This window comes from Aeromonas sp. s10 (assembly GCF_040907975.1).
In the GTDB taxonomy this organism is placed as follows: domain Bacteria; phylum Pseudomonadota; class Gammaproteobacteria; order Enterobacterales; family Aeromonadaceae; genus Aeromonas; species Aeromonas caviae.
This window is the reverse complement of sequence record NZ_JBFOCV010000038.1, coordinates 1-18,399: the sequence shown is the minus strand read 5'-3', so window position 1 is coordinate 18,399 and position 18,399 is coordinate 1. Positions and strand designations below refer to the sequence as shown.

Below are 18,399 nucleotides of genomic sequence, written 5' to 3'. Positions count from 1 at the left end.
TCCGTCCTCTCCGTGGTGGGATCGACTCAGTTTAGTCAAAGGCGCTGAGTTGGGATAACCAGGGACGCTCCTGGCCGGTGCGGCTGGCAAGCTCCCCCAGGCTGTCACACACCTCCTCCGGAAAGAGAGTCCTGCCCCAGAGGCGGCGGGAGAGCGCCCCCACCTCCTCCCCTGCCCCGGCCAGCAACCAGTCGGCCAGCTCTCCTGCCACATCGGGATAGCGTACCCTGCCAGGAGAAGGGGCCTCCAGCCAGCTTCGCACCGCATTGGCATCCAGGCTGTCCATCAACTGGGCCAGCCCCATCAGCTCCAGGGTCCTGCCGTTGGTCAACTGCTCGAACTGGCCACCCAGGGGTTTGACCAGCAGCTTCTTGCCAAGGGAGAGCGCCTCGGAGGCAAGCTCGAATCCCGCATTGCTGATGACCCCGCGACAACCGGCCAGCGCCAGCTTGAACCCCTCTCTGGCCTGAGGTTCAAAGCGGATGTTGCGCCACTCGCTGCGCTTGCGCACCTCGGGATGGAAGCAGATGAACGACTGCGTGCTGAAACGCGACAACAGGGCCGCGATCGTCTCTGTCTGCTCGAATGGCAGATAGACCAGGATCTGCTGGTTGTCCGGCACCGGCTCGAGGGGATCGACGATGGGAGGCAGCAGGGGCTGGCCGAAATGGAACCAGTGCAGTCCCAGGGACTGGCGTACCGGCGCAAAATGGCGCATCAGCTGGCGGTTGAAGCCGCTCTCTCCCCAGCGCGGGATCGGCCAGTCGAAGCTCGCCTGATGGCTGATGGTGAGGCTGGGTTTGCCCCAGCGGCGAGCAGCATGGGCACTGAGCGGCTCGAAGTCGCTGATGACCAGATCGTACTCGCGACAATCGAGGGTACGCAGATCTTGCCAGAAACGCAGGGGAGAGAGTCCCTTGAGGGTGCGCCAGCCCGAGATGCGCCCCTGATGGCTGGCGAAAGTGATACCGGGGAAGGTGCGATAATCCCCGAACTCCCCCATCTCGAAGTAGCCGTCGGCGGCGCGCCCGCTGAACAGATAGTCCACCGCCACGCCCCTGCTCTTCAATGCGCGCGCCAGGGTCCGGCTACGACTGATGTGGCCGTTGCCGGTCCCCTGAACGCCGAACAGTATCCTCATCCCTGGCTCCAACCCAGCGCCCAGAGGGCGCAACCACCGCCAAGCAGCGCCCCGGCCACCAGATCACTCAGATAATGCACCCCGAGCAGCAGGCGGGACGCCCCCACCAGCGCGGCCCAGACAAACAGCAGCGGTGCCCAGAGCGGGAAACTGGCGGCCACTACGGTCGCCATCAGAAAGGCGGCCGCAGTATGGCCAGAGGGCAGGCTGTAACGATCCGACGGGGTGATGAAGACAGGCAGCCCTGCCGGGCGCTGGCGTTTGAGGGCATTCTTGAGCAGCAGGTAGAGCGGCAACTCGAGGGCAAACGCCCAGAGCGCCACCCTGACCACCTCCTGCCCGGCGCTCCCCTGCCACCAGAGCAGGCAGGCCGCCACGGCATAGAGGGGGCCGTCACCGGTACGGGAGACAAGCCGGCTTATCCTGGCCTGCGGCTGGTTGTAGGGATGAAGCAGGCAGACACGGCACACCCGCAGGTCCCATTGCTGGATCTTGTTCATCACGGCCCTCCCTTGCATCCTGAGTGCAGACTAGGAGGGCGGCATGACACTTCGTTGACGCCCAGATAACAGATTGATGAAAAAAAAGGGCCCAGGGGCCCTTTTTCATCCGTCATCCCGGAAAAGTCAGTTCAGGGCACCGCGCAGGCCGTTTTCCATCAGGCGGCAGTTGTGGGCCGCGAGGCGGCTCATGAAGTGCTCGTCCACCGTCAGCCCAAACACCTGCTCGTAGAGATCCTTCATCACGAAGGGCTGCCACATCATGCTGAGGAAGGAGATCTTCAGCATCTCGGGGTCCAGGTTGTCCGCCAGCTGGCCGTTGGAGCGCATGGATTCGAGCAGGGCATCGAACTGGGGAAGTTGGCGATCCAGCAGGCGGCTCAGCACAAAATCACGCCCCGGGCTCTTTTCAGTGGACAATGCGCTGGAGATGGCGGAGGTCAGCTCGCTGTTGGGCGCCATCACCTGATAGTAGGTGTTGAGCAGATCGGTCAGGCTGCGGTTGCTGCTCTCGTCGTGCCAGGCTTGCTCGAGGGGCTCGGCCACATCCCCCAGCACCGCCTTGTAGAGGCCTTCCTTGCTGCCGAAGTAGTAGTGGATCATCGCCAGATTGGAGCCTGCCAGCTCGGCAATCTCGCGGGTCGTCACCTTGCTGTAGGGGGTGTTGAGAAAACGTTCGCGTGCGGCGGCAAGCAGCTTGTCACGAATGTCGGAACGTCCGACTGGACGGCCAGGTCTGCGTTTTTCCATGGAATACCTCAGATAATTCAGCAAGGGCTGATAAGTCGATCTGATTGTGCGGGTGATCGAGTACAGCAGGAATGACCAGATAATCAGGCATGAACCGAATATGGGACAAGAGAATTTGCACTCCTTTACAATCCGATTAAATAAACCAGTGGATTGAACCTGTCCATTCCGGTTGACACAGCATAAAAATCTCGTTATTGGTAGTAGCGTTATCGACTGGAAGGATTGAGACATCATGCGTATTGCCGCTCCGCTACTACTGCTCTCCCTAATCGCGACTCCTCGCGCGGGATCCTTGTAGCCGGGCTAAGGCATAGCCGGAATTTACAGAAACCCGTGCACCCCGCACGGGTTTTTTTATGCCATGCAGGATGCACGCAGCGAACTTAGGAAGAGGGAAGTCACATGTCAGATCGGGTCATCATATTCGACACCACCTTGCGTGATGGTGAGCAGGCGCTGTCGGCCAGCTTGACGGTCAAGGAGAAGCTGCAGATCGCCCAGGCGCTGGAGCGGCTCGGTGTCGATATCATGGAAGTGGGTTTCCCCGTCTCCTCCCCCGGCGATTTTCAATCGGTTCAGACCATCGCCCGCCACATCAAGAACAGCCGGGTCTGCGCCCTGGCTCGCGCCCTGCAAAAAGACATCGATGCCGCCGGCGAAGCCTTGAAAGTGGCAGAGGCGTTTCGCATCCATACCTTCATCTCCACCTCCTCCATCCACGTGGAGAGCAAGCTGAAAAAGAGCTTCGAAGACGTGCTGGAGATGGGGGTCGGCGCCATCAAGCACGCCTTGCGCTACACCGATGACGTGGAGTTCTCCTGCGAGGATGCGGGCCGCACCCCGATAGACAACCTGTGCCGCATGGTGGAAGCCGCCATCAAGGCCGGCGCCCGCACCATCAACATTCCTGACACCGTGGGCTACACGGTGCCGACCGAATTCTCCGGCATCATCCACACCCTGTTCAACCGGGTACCCAACATCGACAAGGCCATCATCTCGGTGCACTGCCACGACGATCTGGGCCTCTCGGTGGCCAACTCCATCAGTGCCGTGCAGATGGGGGCCCGCCAGATCGAGTGCACCATCAACGGCATCGGCGAGCGTGCTGGCAACTGCTCCCTGGAAGAGGTGGCAATGATCCTGAAGACCCGCGCCGATCTGCTCGGGGTACACACCAACATCCGCCACAGCGAGATCCACCGCACCAGCACCCTCGTCAGTCAAATCTGCAACATGCCGGTGCAGCCCAACAAGGCCATCGTCGGCGCCAACGCCTTCTCCCACAGCTCAGGCATCCATCAGGATGGGGTGCTCAAGGCGAAGAACACCTATGAAATCATCACCCCCGAGAGCATCGGTCTCACCCAGAACAACCTCAACATGACCTCCCGCTCCGGCCGCCACGTCATCAAGCACCGGATGGAGTCCATGGGCTACGCCGAGAGCAGCTACGACCTCGACGATCTCTACGCCAAGTTCCTCACCCTGGCAGACAAGAAGGGCCAGGTGTTCGACTACGACCTGGAGGCCCTCGCCTTCTTCAGCCAGATCCACGAGGAGCCCGAGCACTTCAAGCTGGAGTACCTCGGCGTGCAGAGCGGCAGCTCGGTGCTCGCCACCGCCTCGGTCAAGCTCAAGGTAGGCCAGGATCTGGTGTGCGAGGCCGCCACCGGCAACGGCCCGGTGGATGCGGTCTACCAGTGCATCAACCGCATCACCGGCTACGAGATCCGCATCGATAAATACGAACTCAAAGGCAAGGGCGAGGGCAAGAACGCCCTCGGCCAGGTGGACATCGTCGCCGAGTACAAGGGGCGCAAGTTCCACGGCATGGGGCTGGCCACCGACATCATCGAATCCTCGGCCCAGGCCCTGGTCCACGTGATCAACAGCATCTGGCGCGCGGACCAGGTCGCCGAGCAGATGGAGCGCAACCACACCATCAAATCGGAAACCGTCTGAGCCCGCCGCCGGACAAGATGACAACATGACATGGGGAGGACCGGGGCCAGGGCAGTGGCCCGGACCGGCCTCCCGGATGAAACGGAATCACACTATCAAGACGGAGAGAGTATGAGCAGTTATCGGATCGCAGTATTGCCGGGTGACGGCATTGGCCCGGAAGTGATGGCAGAGGCCATCAAGGTACTGGAAAAGGTGCAGACCAAATTCGGCTTCTCCCTCGACTATGACCGTCACGACGTCGGCGGCATCGCCATCGACAACCACGGCACACCGCTGCCCCAGAGCACGATCAAAGGCTGCGAAGCGGCCGATGCGGTGCTGTTCGGATCGGTGGGTGGCCCCAAGTGGGAGCACCTGCCGCCCAACGATCAGCCGGAGCGCGGTGCCCTGCTGCCCCTGCGTGCCCACTTCAAACTGTTCTGCAACCTGCGCCCGGCCCGCATCTACACCGGTCTGGAGCAGTTCTCCCCGCTGCGTGCCGACATCTCCGATCGCGGTTTTGACATCGCCTGCGTGCGCGAGCTGACCGGCGGCATCTATTTCGGCCAGCCCAAGGGGCGTGAAGGGGAAGGCGCCACCGAGAAGGCCTTCGACACCGAGGTGTACCACCGCTTCGAGATCGAGCGCATCGCCAAGATAGCGTTTGAATCGGCCCGGGTGCGCAAGTCCAGGGTCACCTCCATCGACAAGGCCAACGTGCTCGCCTCCTCCATCCTGTGGCGCGAGGTGGTGACCGAGGTCGCCAAGTCCTACCCGGACGTGGCCCTGAACCACATGTACATCGACAACGCCACCATGCAGCTCATCAAGGATCCGTCCCAGTTCGACGTGCTGCTCTGCTCCAACCTGTTCGGTGACATCCTCTCCGACGAGTGCGCCATGATCACTGGCTCCATGGGCCTGCTCCCCTCCGCCAGCCTCAACGAATCCGGCTTCGGCCTGTTCGAGCCGGCCGGTGGCTCGGCCCCGGATATCGCCGGCAAGGGGATTGCGAATCCCATCGCCCAGATCCTCTCCGCCGCCCTGATGCTGCGTTACAGTCTCGGCCAGGAAGCCGCCGCCCAGGCCATCGAGCAGGCCGTGGCCCAGACCCTGGCAGAAGGCTATTTCACCGCCGACCTGCATCAGGCCAGCGCCACGCACCCGGTGCAGAGCACGGCCGACATGGGCAGCCAGATCGCCGCGCGCATCTGATCCCACGGCATCGATAACAAGGAAACCGAGCAATGTCCAAGACCCTCTATCAGAAAGTGTTCGACGCCCACGTGGTGCGGGAAGTGGAAGGGGAAACCCCTCTCATCTACATCGACCGTCATCTGGTGCATGAAGTGACCAGCCCCCAGGCATTCGACGGCCTGCGCGCCATGAACCGCCAGCTGCGTCGCCCGGATCTGACCTGGGCCACCATGGATCACAACGTCTCCACCACCACCAAGGACATCGCCGCCTCCGGCGAGATGGCCCGCATCCAGATGGAGACACTCGCCGCCAACTGCAAGGCGTTCGGGGTTCGTCTCTATGACTTGAACCACAAATACCAGGGCATCGTCCACGTGATGGGCCCCGAGCTCGGCATCACATTGCCCGGCACCACCATCGTCTGCGGTGACTCCCACACCGCCACCCACGGCGCCTTCGGGTCGCTCGCGTTCGGTATCGGCACCTCCGAAGTGGAACACGTGATGGCCACCCAGACCCTGAAACAGGGCCGCGCCAGGACCATGCGTATCTCTGTCAACGGCAAGCTGGCCGCAGGCATCAGCGCCAAAGACGTGGTGCTCGCCATCATTGGCAAGGTGGGTCATGCAGGCGGGACCGGCTACGTGGTGGAGTTCGCCGGTGAAGCCATCGAGGGGCTCACCATGGAAGGGCGCATGACGGTGTGCAACATGGCCATCGAGCTCGGCGCCAAGGCCGGCATGATTGCCCCCGACCAGACCACCATCGACTACATCCGTGGCAAGGAGTTCGCTCCCAAGGGGGAGGCGCTGGAGCAGGCCATTGCCTACTGGTTGACCCTCAAGAGCGACGAAGGTGCCCACTTCGACGCCGAAGTGGTGCTCGACGCCGCCGACATCGCCCCGCAAGTGACCTGGGGAACCAACCCGGGCCAGGTGATTGCCGTCAATGAGCCCATCCCTGCACCGGAATCCTTCGCCGATCCGGTGGAGCAGCAGTCCGCCCGCAAGGCCCTCGCCTACATGGACCTGCAACCGGGCCAGAAGCTCTCCGACGTGGCCATCGACAAGGTGTTCATCGGTTCGTGCACCAACAGCCGCATCGAGGATCTGCGCGCTGCCGCCGCCATCGCCCGCGGTCGCAAGGTCGCCGCAGGGGTACAGGCCCTGGTGGTGCCGGGCTCCGAGCAGGTGAAGGCCCAGGCCGAGGCCGAGGGGCTGGACAAGATCTTCATCGATGCAGGCTTTGAGTGGCGCTTGCCCGGCTGCTCCATGTGTCTGGCCATGAACAACGACCGGCTGCAACCGGGGGAGCGCTGCGCCTCCACCAGCAACCGCAACTTCGAGGGGCGTCAGGGTCGTGCCGGTCGCACCCACCTGGTGAGCCCGGCCATGGCCGCCGCCGCCGCCGTCACCGGCCGCTTCGCCGACATTCGCGCGCTGTAAGAGGGGTTGAGGATGAAAGCATTCAAACAACACGGACGGCTCTTCGCCGTCACCGACATCATCTTCGCCGACATTCGTGCACTGTAAGAGGGAACGTACATGACAGGTTTCAAACAGCATAAAGGGATCGTCGTTCCCCTCGACAGCGCCAACGTCGACACCGACGCCATCATTCCCAAGCAGTTCCTGCAGAAGGTCAACCGCATCGGCTTTGGCAAGCACCTGTTCCACGACTGGCGCTTTCTGGACGATGCAGGGGAGCAGCCCAACCCGGAGTTCGTGCTGAACAAACCGCAATTCGCCGGTGCCAGCATCCTGCTGGCCCGCGAGAACTTCGGCTGCGGCTCGAGTCGCGAGCACGCCCCCTGGGCGCTGGCGGACTACGGCTTCAAGACCATGATCGCCCCGAGCTTTGCCGACATCTTCTACGGCAACGCCATCAACAACGGCATGGTGCCGGTTCGTCTGAAGGAGGAGGAGGTCGACGCCCTGTTCCAGCTGGTCGCCGCCCAGCCGGGCATCGAGATCGAAGTGGATCTGGAGGCCAACCAGGTGCGTGCAGGCAGCCTCACGTTCGGCTTCGAAATCGACGAGTTCCGTCGCTACTGTCTGCTCAACGGGCTGGATGCCATCGGTCTGACCCTGCAGCACGAGGCCGCCATCAGCGCCTTCGAGGCGAAGCAGCCAAGCTGGATTTGACGAGCCTGCGACAAGAAAGCGAGTAGAATCAACAGGGAGCCGAGGCTCCCTGTTTTATTGTCGGGTCGCTGTACAAAGCCCGCCACCTCTGCATGTCCGACAGGAGACACCTATGTCCGCAAGGGGCGCCCTTTCATTGCTCTGCCTGCTGCTCAGCCTCCCGGCCCTGGGCGGACAGACCTCTTTCACCAACAGTGGCGGTCAGCTCAATGTCGGCTGGCAGGACAGAGAGGGCAAGGCGCAGCAGCTCAGCTACCGGCTGGAGGCGGGCAAGCTGCTCCCTCTCATCGCTTACCGTCCGGCCAGGATGCAGGAAGACGTACTGCAAAGCCTGCTGCAACAGGCCCCCCTGGCGTTCCCCGAGGTGCAGTTCTCCCTCGTTCGCCCCGCCATGAGCCTCAGCATCAAGAGCCGCAACGCCGACAAGGCGCGGGAAGCCTCCCAATGGGTCAAGCCCGAGCAGGCCAAACTGGAGGCCGCCTGGCTCACGCAGCACTACTTCCAGCCCTTCACTGCCCCCGACGGCGCTCCCGCCATCAAGCAGGATCATGTGCGCATCGCCCTGGAGAGCCGGGACGAACTGGCCCCGTTGATGGAGCAGCTCAAGCAGGAAGGGGCCACCGAGACCGAGGCGCGCCAGAAGACGGTGGCCCACATGCTCGACTTCATCCAGGCCATCCCCTATCAACTGCTCGACAGCCAGTCGGGCCGCTCTGGCAAGGGGTTTCTGAGCCCGCGCCAGGTGCTGGAGCAGAACCGGGGGGATTGCGACAGCAAGGTGACCCTGATGGCCGCCCTGCTGGCCCAGGGGTATCCCGATCTCAAGCAGGCCATGGTGTTCGTGCCGGGACACGCCCTGCTGGGGGTGGCCCTGCCAGCCAAACCGGGGGAGGCCACCTTGAGCCGGGCGGGGGAGACCTACCTCCTGATGGAGCCGACCGGCCCGGCACAGCTGCCCATGGGCCAGCTCGCGCCCACCAGCAAGACGCTGGTCGACAGCGGCCAGTTGAGCGTGCAGCCGGTGCAGGATGAGGGGAAATGAGACAGGCCAGCCCATGGCTGGCCTGTCTCGAGGAGGACGGGCGCCCGGGTCTCAGGTGAGGGAGAGAAACTCCAGCGCCAGCAGGAGACCGTCTTCTTCCTCCAGCACCCGCACGATGCGGGCCTGGGCCTCGAAGGGAGGCAGAAGATTGCTGCTGGTCGCCAGGCTCACCCGGATGGGCTGGGCCAGATCGAACTCGTGCTTGTTCACCTCGACGCCCATGCCGTTGGCGCTGAGATCCCGGCAGACCCCCTCCAGCACCTGCTGATGCTGGAACAGGGTGACGGGGGCATTGATGACCATGCGCTGGAAGGCACGTCTTTCCTTGGTGCTGGTGATCACTGGGGACTTCCTCCTTGGTGGTGGCTCGCACGATGCGGCCCGTGAAACATAGTGCTGGCCTCCCCCCAGGAACGCCAATACAATGCGATGCGTTGCTCAAACGGGGTGCGGTTTACCGCTGAGATTATACCCGTGAACCTGATCCAGATAATGCTGGCGGAGGAATTTGAGGCATGGCGCGCGTTTTTTGTGCCCTCATCCGCCGGCGCTCACCACACGCGAGGTGCCATTGATGAGCACCCCGATATCCACAGGAGTGCCATTGATGAAGACCCTGCTGCTGATCGCCACCAGCCTACTCTCTGCCCAGGCGTTTGCCGCCGACACCCTCACCGTCTACACCTACGGCTCCTTCGCCGCCGAATGGGGGCCGGGTCCCAAGATCAAGCAGGCCTTCGAGAAGGAGTGCGGCTGCACCCTCAATCTGGTGCCCCTCGAGGATGGCGTCGCCATCCTCAACCGGCTGCGGCTGGAAGGCCAGCACAGCAAGGCCGACATGGTGCTGGGGCTGGACGATGCCCTCATCAGCGAGGCCAAGCAGAGCGGCCTGTTCGCCCCTCATTCCACCAGGCTCGATGACCTCAAGGTGCCGGGTGGCTGGCAGGATGACACCTTTGTCCCCTATGACTACGGCTACTTCGCCTTCGTCTATGACAGCAACAAGCTCAAGCAGCCCCCCAAGAGCCTGAAGGAGCTGGTGGCGCGCCCCGATATCAAGGTGATCTATCAGGATCCCCGCACCTCCACCCCGGGTCAGGGCCTGATGCTCTGGATGAAGTCGGTCTACGGGGATGAGGCACCGACCGCCTGGGCGCAACTGGCCAAAAAGACGGTCACCGTCACCAAGGGGTGGTCAGAGGCCTACGGCATGTTCCTCGACGGCGAGGCGGACATGGTGCTCTCCTACACCACCTCCCCCGCCTATCACCTGATTGCCGAGAGCAAACCCCAGTACCGGGCGGCCGCGTTCGAGGAGGGTCACTACCGCCAGGTGGAAGTAGCAGCCAAGCTCAAGGGCGCCACACAGGGCAAACTGGCTGACCAGTTCCTGCAATTCATGGTGAGCCCCGCCTTCCAGAACGAGATCCCCGGCGGCAACTGGATGTATCCGGTGACAGACGTGGCGCTGCCCAAGGGGTTCGAACAGATGATCACCGTAGCTAAGCCACTCACCTTCAGCTCTGACGAGGTAGCCGCCAACCGCAAGGGGTGGATCCGCGAATGGCTGCAAGCCGTCACCCAGTGAGTTCAGGTCGTCGCACCCTCTGGTGGCTGCCCGGCAGTGCAGCCACCCTGGTCATCCTGCTGCTCTCCATTGGGCCGCTGGTCGCCCTGTTGTGGCAGGCGGGGGCCCTCTCCCCCCGCGCCCTGCTAGGCGATCCCTACCTGCGCCACGTGCTGGGTTTCAGCCTCTGGCAGGCACTGCTCTCCACCCTGCTGAGCCTGGGACTTGCCATCCCGGTGGCCAGAGCCCTGGCGCGACGCCGTTTCACCGGACGCCGCCTGCTGCTCAAGCTCTTCGGTCTCTCCCTGGTGTTGCCGGTCATCATCGCCATCTTCGGCATGGTGGCGGTGCACGGTCGCCAGGGCTGGCTGCCGCAACTGCTGCACGGCCTGGGCCTGGATCCCGGCAACTATCTCTACGGCCTGTTCGGCATCCTGCTGGCCCATGTCTTCTTCAACATGCCGCTGGCCGCCCGCCTCATCCTGCAGAGCATAGAGAGCATCCCCGAGTCCTCCTGGCGCCTCGCCAGCCAGCTCGGCATGCGCTCCTCCCACATCTTCCGGCTGCTGGAGTGGCCGCTCATCCGCAGCATCTTGCCGGGGCTCGCCAGCCTCATCTTCATGCTCTGCTTCACCAGCTTCACCACAGTGCTGGCGCTCGGGGGCGGCCCCAAGTCCACCACACTGGAGGTGGCTGTCTACCAGGCGCTGCGCTTTGACTTCGATCTCGCCACCGCTGGCGGGCTCGCCCTGGTGCAACTGCTGCTGACCCTGGCCCTGCTCCTGCTGCAACACAAGCTGCAGACCACCCCGGCCAGTCGCCTCACCAGCCGTCGCCCCTGCCTGCGTCCCGACAGACACCAGAAGGGCAGCGCTCTGGTGGATGGACTGGCCCTGACCATGGGGCTCGCCATCTTCCTGCCGCCCCTGCTGGCCATCGTGGTCGCCGGGTTCAACCCCGGTCTGCTGGCGGCGCTCGGCTCACCCCGGCTGTGGCAGGCAGGGGGGCAGTCCCTGGGCATAGCCCTGGCGGCGGGCTCCCTGGCCACTTTGCTCGGCGCCGGGCTGCTGCTCACCAGCCGGCATCTGAGGGTGCGGGATCGCAAACGGCGGGCCGCCGCCCTGTGGGAGGCCAGCGGCTCCATGATCCTGATGATCCCGGCGGTGGTGCTCTCCACCGGCCTCTTCATCCTGTTCATGCCCTTCACCGACGTCTTTGCCCTGGGCCCCTGGCTGGTGGTGCTGGTCAACGCCCTGATGGCGCTGCCCTATGTGCTGCGCACCCTCTCGGCCCCCATGCAACTGGTGGTGCGCCAGTACGATCGGCTGGCGGACAGCCTGGGGGTGCGCGGCCTGCATCGCCTGCGCCTGGTGGAATGGCCCCTGCTGCGCCGTCCGCTGGCCCTGGCCATGGCGCTCTCGATGATATTGTCCCTCGGGGATCTCGGGGCCATCGCCATGTTCGGTAGCCAGACCCTCACTACCCTGCCCTGGCTGCTCTATCAGCAGCTCGGCAGCTACCGGCTGACCGAGGCGGCCGCCACCGCCCTGCTGCTGCTCACCCTCTGCTTCTCCCTGTTCTGGCTGGTGGAGCGGGGACTGGGAGGCAGGCATGTGGATCACTGATCCCCGGCGGCATTGCCGCCTCCCTGCCCCCAGGATCCGGCCGGGCACGCCCCTGGGGCGCCCCTTGGAGCAGTCACTCACGCTGCCTTTCATCAATTTTTCTTACTTGTTGTTCTATAAAACGACATTCAGGAGCCAAACATGCTGGTAATTGAGGAACTGGTCACCAGTTATCCCGACTGGCAGGTGACCTTCAGTGCGACCTTGCCCAAAGGGGAGATCACCGCCCTCATCGGTCCGAGCGGCGCCGGCAAGTCCACCCTGCTCGGCATGATCGCGGGCTTCGTGCCGGTGGAGTCGGGCACCCTCACCTTCGACGGCCAGGATCTGCTGTCACTGGGCCCCGCCGAGCGCCCGGTCACCACCCTGTTCCAGGATCACAACCTCTTCCTGCACCTGTCGGTGTTCGACAACATCGCCATCGGCCTGCATCCCGGCCTGCGCTTGAATCCGGCCCAGAAAAGGCAGGTGCAGGAGGCCGCTGACAAGGTGGGCCTGGGGGAGATGCTGACGCGCCTGCCGGAGCAGCTCTCCGGCGGCCAGCAGCAGCGGGTGGGGCTGGCCCGCGCCCTGGTGCGGGGCAGGCCGCTGCTGCTGCTGGACGAGCCCTTCTCGGCCCTCGATCCGGCCCTGCGGCGGGAGATGTTGGCGGAGGTCGCCCGCCTCGCCTGCGAGCAGGGCATCACCGTGCTGATGGTCTCTCACAACCCCGAGGATGCCCAGCTCATCGCCGATCAGGTGCTCTTCATCGACGCGGGACGCATCGCCTTGCAGGGCAAGCCGGATATTCTGCACAGCAGCGATCACCCGGGGCTGCTGCGCTACCTGGGCCGCGCTCTGGCGCCACAGTGAAGGGCTGACAAGCTGATGGTCTCTCCCTGTCGTTCCCAGGACGATGCCCAGCTCATCGCCGATCAGGTGCTTTTCATCGACGCAGGGCGCATCGCCTTGCAGGGCAAGCCGGATATCCTGCACAGCAGCGATCACCCCGGGCTGCTGCGCTACCTGGGCCGACCGAGAGAGGCATGAGATAGGCGGGATCAAAAAAGGGGAAGCCGTCCGGCTTCCCCTTTCTCATGCAGAGATCCCGTCAAATCAGAGATTTTCCTCGGCGAACGAAGCCAGCCTGCTGCGCACCACCCCGTTCAGGAAGATGTTGGCACTGCCGTCGAAGTCCTTGAACCGCTCGACGATGTAGGTCAGACCCGAGGTCACCGGGCTCAGGTAGTTGGAGTCGATCTGAGCCAGGTTGCCGGAGCAGACGATCTTGGTCCCCTCCCCGCAGCGGGTGATGATGGTCTTGATCTGGGACGCGGTCAGGTTCTGGCACTCGTCCAGCAGCACGAAGGTGTTCTGGATGCTGCGCCCGCGCATGAAGTTGACCGATTTGAACTGGATATTGGCCTTCTCCATGATGTAGCTGAGCGACCCGCTCATGTTCTCGTCCTGCTTGTGCAGCACCTCCAGGGTGTCGGTCACCGCCGCCAGCCAGGGCATCATCTTCTCTTCTTCGGTCCCGGGCAGGAAGCCGATGCTCTCGGCAATTTCCGGGGTATTGCGGGTGACGATCACCTTCTCGTAGATCCCCTTCTCGATCACCAGCTCCAGCGCCGCCGCCATGGCAAGCAGGGTCTTGCCGCAGCCCGCCGGGCCGGTCAGGATCACCAGGTCGATGTGCGGATCCAGCAGGGCATCCAGCGCCATGCCCTGATAGACGTTCTTGGGATGCACCCCCCAGGCCTTGCGGGACATCAGCCGCTCGCGGCCGAGATCTTTCAGGCGGATCTTGTTGCCGTCGTGGCTCAGTACCCGCGCGGCAAAGAAGTTCTCCTCGTCCAGCAGGTACTGGTTGACGTGGACTCCCTCCAGCAGGTTGGCATCGATAACGTGGACCGTATCGCGGCCATGGGTTTCGCTGTCGCACTCGCCGACCCGCTCCCAGAAGCTGCCGGGCACCACCTGGAAGCCCTTGGCGAGCAGGCGGATGTCGTCGATGAGCTGGTCGCTGCGGTAATCCTCCACATGGGCAAGACCTGCTCCCTTGGCCTTGAGGCGCATGTTGATGTCTTTGGTGACCAGCACCACCTGACGCTTCATCTCGTGCTTTTGCAGGTAGAGGGCGGCGTTGATGATGCGGTTGTCCGCCTCCTTGTCGGTGAACACCTCGGCATCCTGGGGCAGATGGTGATCGCTGAAGATGGAGATACGGCCGCTCGCCTCGCCGGCCAGTGCCACTCCTTGCACTATCTGCTCCGGAGTCGCATCGCGGAACACATCTTCCAGGGCACGGATGGCGATGCGGGCATCACGGCTGACGTCCTTCTGGCGATCCTTGATGTTGTCGAGCTCTTCGAGCACCGTCATGGGGATGAGCACGTCGTGCTCTTTGAAGGAGTAGATGGCGAGGGGTTCGTGAAGCAGAACGTTGGTATCCAGGATAAACAGCTTTCGGTCCGTGTTGTCCATAAGCATCCTCCTTGGCACTGAAGGTGCCACGTGTGTGAATCTCAGATGTCATTGAAACCACACGGCCGTGACAGTTTTATTACCCCCAACGCTACGCCCGAATTTACCGGTGCGCAACAAATCGCTGCCATCACGGGCGTCGTTCGAACATAAAATCAGCAACGAAAAGGCCGGCATGTTGCCGGCCTTTGGTGGCAATCAGCACCTCAACCGCACTTGGAATCCCCGCAATTGAGACAGGTCATGCAGCCATCCTTTTGCACCAGCGCCTTGGTGTGGCACTTGTAGCAGAGCGCGGCACTGGGTGGGAAACCGCTGCCCGCCGGCTGCTCTTCTGCCTGTTGCTGTGCCTGCAATTGCGCCTGCTTCTCGGCCAGGAACGCCTGCTGGTGCTCGTCCAGCCCGGGCACCTTGAGCATGCCGATCTCGGTGAGATGGGTTTCGATCACGTTGCCAATTTCGGCGATGAGAGAGGGCACGTACTTGCCCTTGTTCCAGTACCCCCCCTTGGGATCGAACACGGAGCGCAACTCCTCCACCAGAAAGGTGACGTCCCCTCCCTTGCGAAACACCGCCGAGATGATGCGGGTCAGCGCCACTATCCACTGATAGTGCTCCAGGCTCTTGGAGTTGATGAAGATCTCGAACGGGCGCCGGGTCTCGTGCACCGTGCCCTCGTTGAGAATGATGTCGTTGATGGTGATGAACAGCGAGTGCTCGGAGACATGCTCCGGCGTTTTCAGCTTGTAGGTGGTGCCCATCAACCGCTCCGGGCGCAGCACGGTTTCATGCATGTGCACCACGTCATCCTTGGGCGTCGGCGCATCTTGCGGCTCATCCCGGGTTTTTACCTTGTAGGCGACGATTTTTCTGTCGATCTTCTTGACCATGTCTCGTCCTCAGAACTTGCCGTAATAGCCTTCTTTCAAGGCGTCATAGAGGTTGGCGGCGGTGTGCAGCTCGCCATCGTATTCGATCTCCTCGTTTCCCTTCGCCGTGATGACGGTGCCATCTTCCAGGGTGAACTCGTAACTGGTGTTCTCCAGATCCTTCTCCTTCACCAGCACGCCCTGGAAGGCGGCCGGGTTGAAGCGGAAGGTGGTACAGCCCTTGAGGCCGGAGTCCGAGGCATAGAGGTAGATATCCTTGAACTGCTCGAACGGAAAATCGGTCGGCACGTTGGCGGTCTTGGAGATGGAGGAGTCGATCCAGCGCTGAGCCGCCGCCTGGATATCCACGTGCCCGGTCGGCGTGATGTCGTCCGCGGTGATGAAGTAATCCGGCAGGCGGCTACCCTCCTCCTCGGCATAGGGCATGGCGGCCGGGTTCACCAGCTCCCGATAGGCCAGCAGCTCGAAGGAGTAGACATCCACGCTCTCCTTGCTCTTCTTGCCCGGTTTGATGACATTGCGGCTGTAGTGGTGGGCAAAGCTCGGCTCGATGCCGTTGCTGGCGTTGTTGGCGAGCGACAGGGAAATGGTACCGGTCGGCGCTATGCTGCTGTGGTGGGTGAAGCGTCCACCCACCTCGGCCAGCTCGGCTACCAGAGCAGGATCCACCTCGGCCACCTGCTGCATATAGCGGCTGTAGCGGGCATGCAACACCTTGCCCTTCACCTTGTCGCCGAGCTTGATGCCATCTGCCGCCATTTCGGGGCGCAGACGCAGCATCTTGCCGGTGACTTCGAACTCCTGCTCCATGATGGGGGCCGGCCCCTTCTCCTTCGCCAGACGCAGAGACTCCTGCCAGCCGGTCATCGCCAGCTCCTGGGAGACCTGTTCGGTGAAGGCGACGGAGGCCGCAGAGCCGTACTTGATGCGCAGCATGGTGAGGGTCGAGCCCAGCCCCAGGAAGCCCATGCCGTGGCGACGCTTGGCGGTGATCTCCTCGCGCTGCTTGGCCAGCGGCAGCTGGTTTATCTCCACCACGTTGTCGAGCATGCGGGTGAAGATGGCCACCACCTTGCGAAACGCGGGCCAGTCGAAGGCGGCCTGCTCGGTGAAGGGATCGCGCACGAAGGTGGTCAGGTTGACCGAGCCCAGCAGGCAGGCCCCATAGGGCGGCAGAGGCTGTTCACCGCAGGGGTTGGTGGCACGGATCTCTTCGCAGAACCAGTTGTTGTTCATCTGGTTCACCTTGTCGATCAGGATGAAACCGGGCTCCGCATAGTCGTAGGTAGAGGTCATGATGACGTTCCACAGCTTGCGCGCGGGCAGGGTCTTGTAGACCTTGCAGGCCACCTGGCCCAGCTCGTTGATCACCACACCCTCCTTGTTGGGCCAGTCCGCCCAGACCACCCTCGCAGGGTCATCCAGCACGATGCCATCCTGCTCCACCTCCTTGGCGGTGTAGGGGAAGATCAGTTGCCAGGGTGCATCCTCTTTCACCGCACTGACGAACTCTTCGGTGATGAGCAGGGAGAGGTTGAATTGACGCAGCCGACCATCCTCCCGCTTGGCCTGGATGAACTCGACGACGTCGGGGTGACGGATATCCATGGTGCCCATCTGGGCGCCACGACGGCCACCGGCAGAGGAGACGGTAAAGCACATCTTGTCGTAGATATCCATGAAGGAGAGCGGCCCGGAGGTATAGGCCCCCGCTCCCGAGACGAAGGCTCCACGCGGTCGCAGGGTCGAGAAGTCGTAACCGATGCCGCAACCCGCCTTCAGGGTCAGCCCCGCCTCGTGCACCTTGCCGAGGATATCGTCCATCGAATCCTCAATGGTGCCGGAGACGGTGCAGTTGATGGTGGAGGTCGCCGGCTTGTGCTCAAACGCCCCGGCGTTGGAGGTGATACGGCCCGCTGGAATGGCACCATTGCGCAGGGCCCACAGGAAGGGTTCATACCAGGTGTCGGGTTCGCGCTCCTGCGCAGCCAGCGCGCGAGCGACACGCTGGTAGGTCTCGTCGATGGAGCCGTCGATGGGGGCGCCATCCTTGCTCTTGAGACGATACTTGCTGTCCCAGATCTCGAGAGACGTCTCCTGCAGAGGGATCTGGCGGCTGGCGGTGACGCCCTCCAGTACCGGAATGGATTTAGCCATGGTCAATCAACCTCCTGTGAATGGGGCAATATCGTGACAAAAATACTACCAGTAGTAAGTTTAAGGACTTAAAACACAATATGTTGTGATTTATCCGTCGTAAGGGCGCCGATTCTATCCTAAAAAAATGCCCCGGCCAGCAGATTTCTGGGCCAGGGCATTTAACCGGTTCAATTTCCGAGAGATTTAAAGCGAGAGACTATCTCAGGGTTTCTTGACGTATACGCTCGGTGTCTCACCCGCCATATTCAGATAGAACTCATAGACGCCATCCGCCTCGGGCGAGAACTTCATGTCCTCATACTTGGAGCACGGGTTGACCGGTACAGGTTCCCCGCCGAGCACGGCAACGCCATCGCTCGGGCTCTTGTAACCGAAGTTGGTGCCACAACTCCAGCCGGAGTCGGCAAACTTGAACTTGTAAGGAGCCCACTCTTTCTTGAGCGTCCCCTTGGCCATGTAGAGCTTGTCGGCAACCTTGACGACCTTGCTTTCGTCGGTGGCCATCCAGTCGTTCATCTCACCACGCAGGTAGATGGACTTGCCGCCGAAGTCACTGTTGTCCGCCGCCGCCTGCTCTGCAGCACCATTGGATGCGCAACCGCCTAATACCAGGGTTCCCGCCGCCAGCATCATCGTTACTGTTCTTTTGAACATGTGTCCATTCCTCAAATTATTGTGATTCCTTGGTCCATCGATGTGGACCCGGGAATTAAACCAGAGCAGGCATGACAAGAAAGGTAGAAGCATCACATTCTGTGCTTTTTATATCCAGAACGCAGGCTTTCGAATAGATGTTGAGCAGAGACAAGCCACAAACAAGTCGATATTGGCTGGGATGATGAATGCGAGTATCAGAAAACACGGCGAGAAACAGCACCATAGTGCCCGTTTGCCCTCCAGTGAGGGCTGAATTTCAGGCAATAAAAAACCCCGCTCGAGTGAGCGGGGTTTCTTGTATTGGGTG

General features: G+C 62.4%; 17 protein-coding genes and 1 riboswitch. Of the genes, 9 read left to right on the top strand and 8 right to left on the bottom strand.

Going from position 1 to position 18,399, the window contains the following annotated elements; translation table 11 throughout:
* Positions 1 to 31 precede the first annotated feature (31 nt).
* The 3 genes from AB5Y59_RS13200 to AB5Y59_RS13190 form a co-directional block, all read right to left on the bottom strand.
* Complete coding sequence (locus tag AB5Y59_RS13200) at positions 32 to 1,141, bottom strand: MJ1255/VC2487 family glycosyltransferase (protein ID WP_210537825.1); 1,110 nt, start codon at positions 1,139 to 1,141, stop codon at positions 32 to 34.
* A complete protein-coding gene (locus AB5Y59_RS13195) occupies positions 1,138 to 1,641 on the bottom strand; it encodes a phosphatase PAP2 family protein (RefSeq protein ID WP_368212114.1) in 504 nt (167 codons plus the stop codon). The genes AB5Y59_RS13200 and AB5Y59_RS13195 overlap by 4 nt, the downstream gene beginning before the upstream one ends.
* Before the next feature lie 126 nt (positions 1,642 to 1,767).
* Complete coding sequence (locus AB5Y59_RS13190) at positions 1,768 to 2,391, bottom strand: TetR/AcrR family transcriptional regulator (protein ID WP_010673155.1); 624 nt, start codon at positions 2,389 to 2,391, stop codon at positions 1,768 to 1,770.
* 405 nt (positions 2,392 to 2,796) lie between these two features.
* On the opposite strand from AB5Y59_RS13190, the gene leuA reads away from it, so the two are divergent.
* The 5 genes from leuA to AB5Y59_RS13165 all read left to right on the top strand — a co-directional run bounded on the left by leuA (position 2,797) and on the right by AB5Y59_RS13165 (position 8,727).
* Positions 2,797 to 4,359, top strand: a complete 1,563-nt coding sequence (gene leuA / locus AB5Y59_RS13185; RefSeq protein ID WP_010673154.1) for a 2-isopropylmalate synthase — start codon at positions 2,797 to 2,799, stop codon at positions 4,357 to 4,359.
* Between the two features lie 111 nt (positions 4,360 to 4,470).
* The gene (gene leuB / locus AB5Y59_RS13180) at positions 4,471 to 5,556 is read left to right on the top strand and encodes a 3-isopropylmalate dehydrogenase (RefSeq protein WP_039041178.1); all 1,086 of its coding nucleotides are present in this window, start codon (positions 4,471 to 4,473) and stop codon (positions 5,554 to 5,556) included.
* Between the two features lie 32 nt (positions 5,557 to 5,588).
* Positions 5,589 to 6,986, top strand: a complete 1,398-nt coding sequence (leuC, locus tag AB5Y59_RS13175; protein WP_368212112.1) for a 3-isopropylmalate dehydratase large subunit — start codon at positions 5,589 to 5,591, stop codon at positions 6,984 to 6,986.
* Between the two features lie 99 nt (positions 6,987 to 7,085).
* Entirely contained in the window at positions 7,086 to 7,685 is a 600-nt protein-coding gene (gene leuD / locus AB5Y59_RS13170) for a 3-isopropylmalate dehydratase small subunit (protein WP_039041180.1), read from the top strand.
* Positions 7,686 to 7,797: 112 nt separating this feature from the next.
* On the top strand, positions 7,798 to 8,727 hold the full coding sequence (locus tag AB5Y59_RS13165) for a transglutaminase domain-containing protein (RefSeq protein WP_368212110.1): 930 nt from the start codon (positions 7,798 to 7,800) through the stop codon (positions 8,725 to 8,727).
* Positions 8,728 to 8,778: 51 nt separating this feature from the next.
* On the opposite strand, the gene AB5Y59_RS13160 is transcribed toward AB5Y59_RS13165, so the two are convergent.
* Entirely contained in the window at positions 8,779 to 9,069 is a 291-nt protein-coding gene (locus AB5Y59_RS13160; RefSeq protein ID WP_010673149.1) for a PilZ domain-containing protein, read from the bottom strand.
* A gap of 91 nt (positions 9,070 to 9,160) precedes the next feature.
* Positions 9,161 to 9,251, top strand: a riboswitch (TPP riboswitch).
* Positions 9,252 to 9,334: 83 nt separating this feature from the next.
* Here AB5Y59_RS13160 and thiB point away from each other — a divergent pair.
* The 4 genes from thiB (at position 9,335) to AB5Y59_RS13140 (ending at position 12,948) form a co-directional block, all read left to right on the top strand.
* Positions 9,335 to 10,315: a thiamine ABC transporter substrate binding subunit gene (gene thiB, locus AB5Y59_RS13155; RefSeq protein WP_109111917.1), complete on the top strand. Its 981-nt coding sequence runs from the start codon at positions 9,335 to 9,337 to the stop codon at positions 10,313 to 10,315.
* Positions 10,291 to 11,919 carry a thiamine/thiamine pyrophosphate ABC transporter permease gene (thiP, locus tag AB5Y59_RS13150; RefSeq protein ID WP_319893479.1) on the top strand — a complete coding sequence of 543 codons (1,629 nt, stop codon included), beginning with the start codon at positions 10,291 to 10,293 and terminating at the stop codon, positions 11,917 to 11,919. Before thiB ends, thiP begins: the two co-directional genes overlap by 25 nt.
* A gap of 141 nt (positions 11,920 to 12,060) precedes the next feature.
* Positions 12,061 to 12,771, top strand: coding sequence for a thiamine ABC transporter ATP-binding protein (gene thiQ / locus AB5Y59_RS13145; RefSeq protein WP_049637131.1), 711 nt, complete (start codon positions 12,061 to 12,063; stop codon positions 12,769 to 12,771).
* A 15-nt stretch (positions 12,772 to 12,786) separates the two neighbouring features.
* Positions 12,787 to 12,948 carry a hypothetical protein gene (locus AB5Y59_RS13140; RefSeq protein WP_164882965.1) on the top strand — a complete coding sequence of 54 codons (162 nt, stop codon included), beginning with the start codon at positions 12,787 to 12,789 and terminating at the stop codon, positions 12,946 to 12,948.
* A 66-nt stretch (positions 12,949 to 13,014) separates the two neighbouring features.
* On the opposite strand, the gene AB5Y59_RS13135 is transcribed toward AB5Y59_RS13140, so the two are convergent.
* From AB5Y59_RS13135 to AB5Y59_RS13120, 4 genes are all read right to left on the bottom strand, one after another.
* Entirely contained in the window at positions 13,015 to 14,385 is a 1,371-nt protein-coding gene (locus tag AB5Y59_RS13135; protein WP_010673145.1) for a PhoH family protein, read from the bottom strand.
* Positions 14,386 to 14,591: 206 nt separating this feature from the next.
* Positions 14,592 to 15,275, bottom strand: a complete 684-nt coding sequence (locus tag AB5Y59_RS13130) for an NrdJb (protein ID WP_045523810.1) — start codon at positions 15,273 to 15,275, stop codon at positions 14,592 to 14,594.
* Positions 15,276 to 15,284: 9 nt separating this feature from the next.
* Positions 15,285 to 17,432, bottom strand: coding sequence for an adenosylcobalamin-dependent ribonucleoside-diphosphate reductase (locus tag AB5Y59_RS13125; protein WP_368212108.1), 2,148 nt, complete (start codon positions 17,430 to 17,432; stop codon positions 15,285 to 15,287).
* 204 nt (positions 17,433 to 17,636) lie between these two features.
* A complete protein-coding gene (locus AB5Y59_RS13120) occupies positions 17,637 to 18,089 on the bottom strand; it encodes a pullulanase (protein WP_279988786.1) in 453 nt (150 codons plus the stop codon).
* Positions 18,090 to 18,399 lie beyond the last annotated feature (310 nt).

Coding starts and splice junctions, on each gene's coding strand:
- thiP (WP_319893479.1), top strand. CDS start 10,291: ATGGCTGCAAGCCGTCACCCAGTGAGTTCAGGTCGTCGCACCCTCTGG.
- AB5Y59_RS13120 (WP_279988786.1), bottom strand. CDS start 18,089: ATGTTCAAAAGAACAGTAACGATGATGCTGGCGGCGGGAACCCTGGTA.
- AB5Y59_RS13130 (WP_045523810.1), bottom strand. CDS start 15,275: ATGGTCAAGAAGATCGACAGAAAAATCGTCGCCTACAAGGTAAAAACC.
- AB5Y59_RS13135 (WP_010673145.1), bottom strand. CDS start 14,385: ATGGACAACACGGACCGAAAGCTGTTTATCCTGGATACCAACGTTCTG.
- thiQ (WP_049637131.1), top strand. CDS start 12,061: ATGCTGGTAATTGAGGAACTGGTCACCAGTTATCCCGACTGGCAGGTG.
- AB5Y59_RS13190 (WP_010673155.1), bottom strand. CDS start 2,391: ATGGAAAAACGCAGACCTGGCCGTCCAGTCGGACGTTCCGACATTCGT.
- thiB (WP_109111917.1), top strand. CDS start 9,335: ATGAAGACCCTGCTGCTGATCGCCACCAGCCTACTCTCTGCCCAGGCG.
- AB5Y59_RS13125 (WP_368212108.1), bottom strand. CDS start 17,432: ATGGCTAAATCCATTCCGGTACTGGAGGGCGTCACCGCCAGCCGCCAG.
- leuB (WP_039041178.1), top strand. CDS start 4,471: ATGAGCAGTTATCGGATCGCAGTATTGCCGGGTGACGGCATTGGCCCG.
- AB5Y59_RS13200 (WP_210537825.1), bottom strand. CDS start 1,141: ATGAGGATACTGTTCGGCGTTCAGGGGACCGGCAACGGCCACATCAGT.
- leuC (WP_368212112.1), top strand. CDS start 5,589: ATGTCCAAGACCCTCTATCAGAAAGTGTTCGACGCCCACGTGGTGCGG.
- AB5Y59_RS13195 (WP_368212114.1), bottom strand. CDS start 1,641: ATGAACAAGATCCAGCAATGGGACCTGCGGGTGTGCCGTGTCTGCCTG.
- leuD (WP_039041180.1), top strand. CDS start 7,086: ATGACAGGTTTCAAACAGCATAAAGGGATCGTCGTTCCCCTCGACAGC.
- leuA (WP_010673154.1), top strand. CDS start 2,797: ATGTCAGATCGGGTCATCATATTCGACACCACCTTGCGTGATGGTGAG.
- AB5Y59_RS13165 (WP_368212110.1), top strand. CDS start 7,798: ATGTCCGCAAGGGGCGCCCTTTCATTGCTCTGCCTGCTGCTCAGCCTC.
- AB5Y59_RS13140 (WP_164882965.1), top strand. CDS start 12,787: ATGGTCTCTCCCTGTCGTTCCCAGGACGATGCCCAGCTCATCGCCGAT.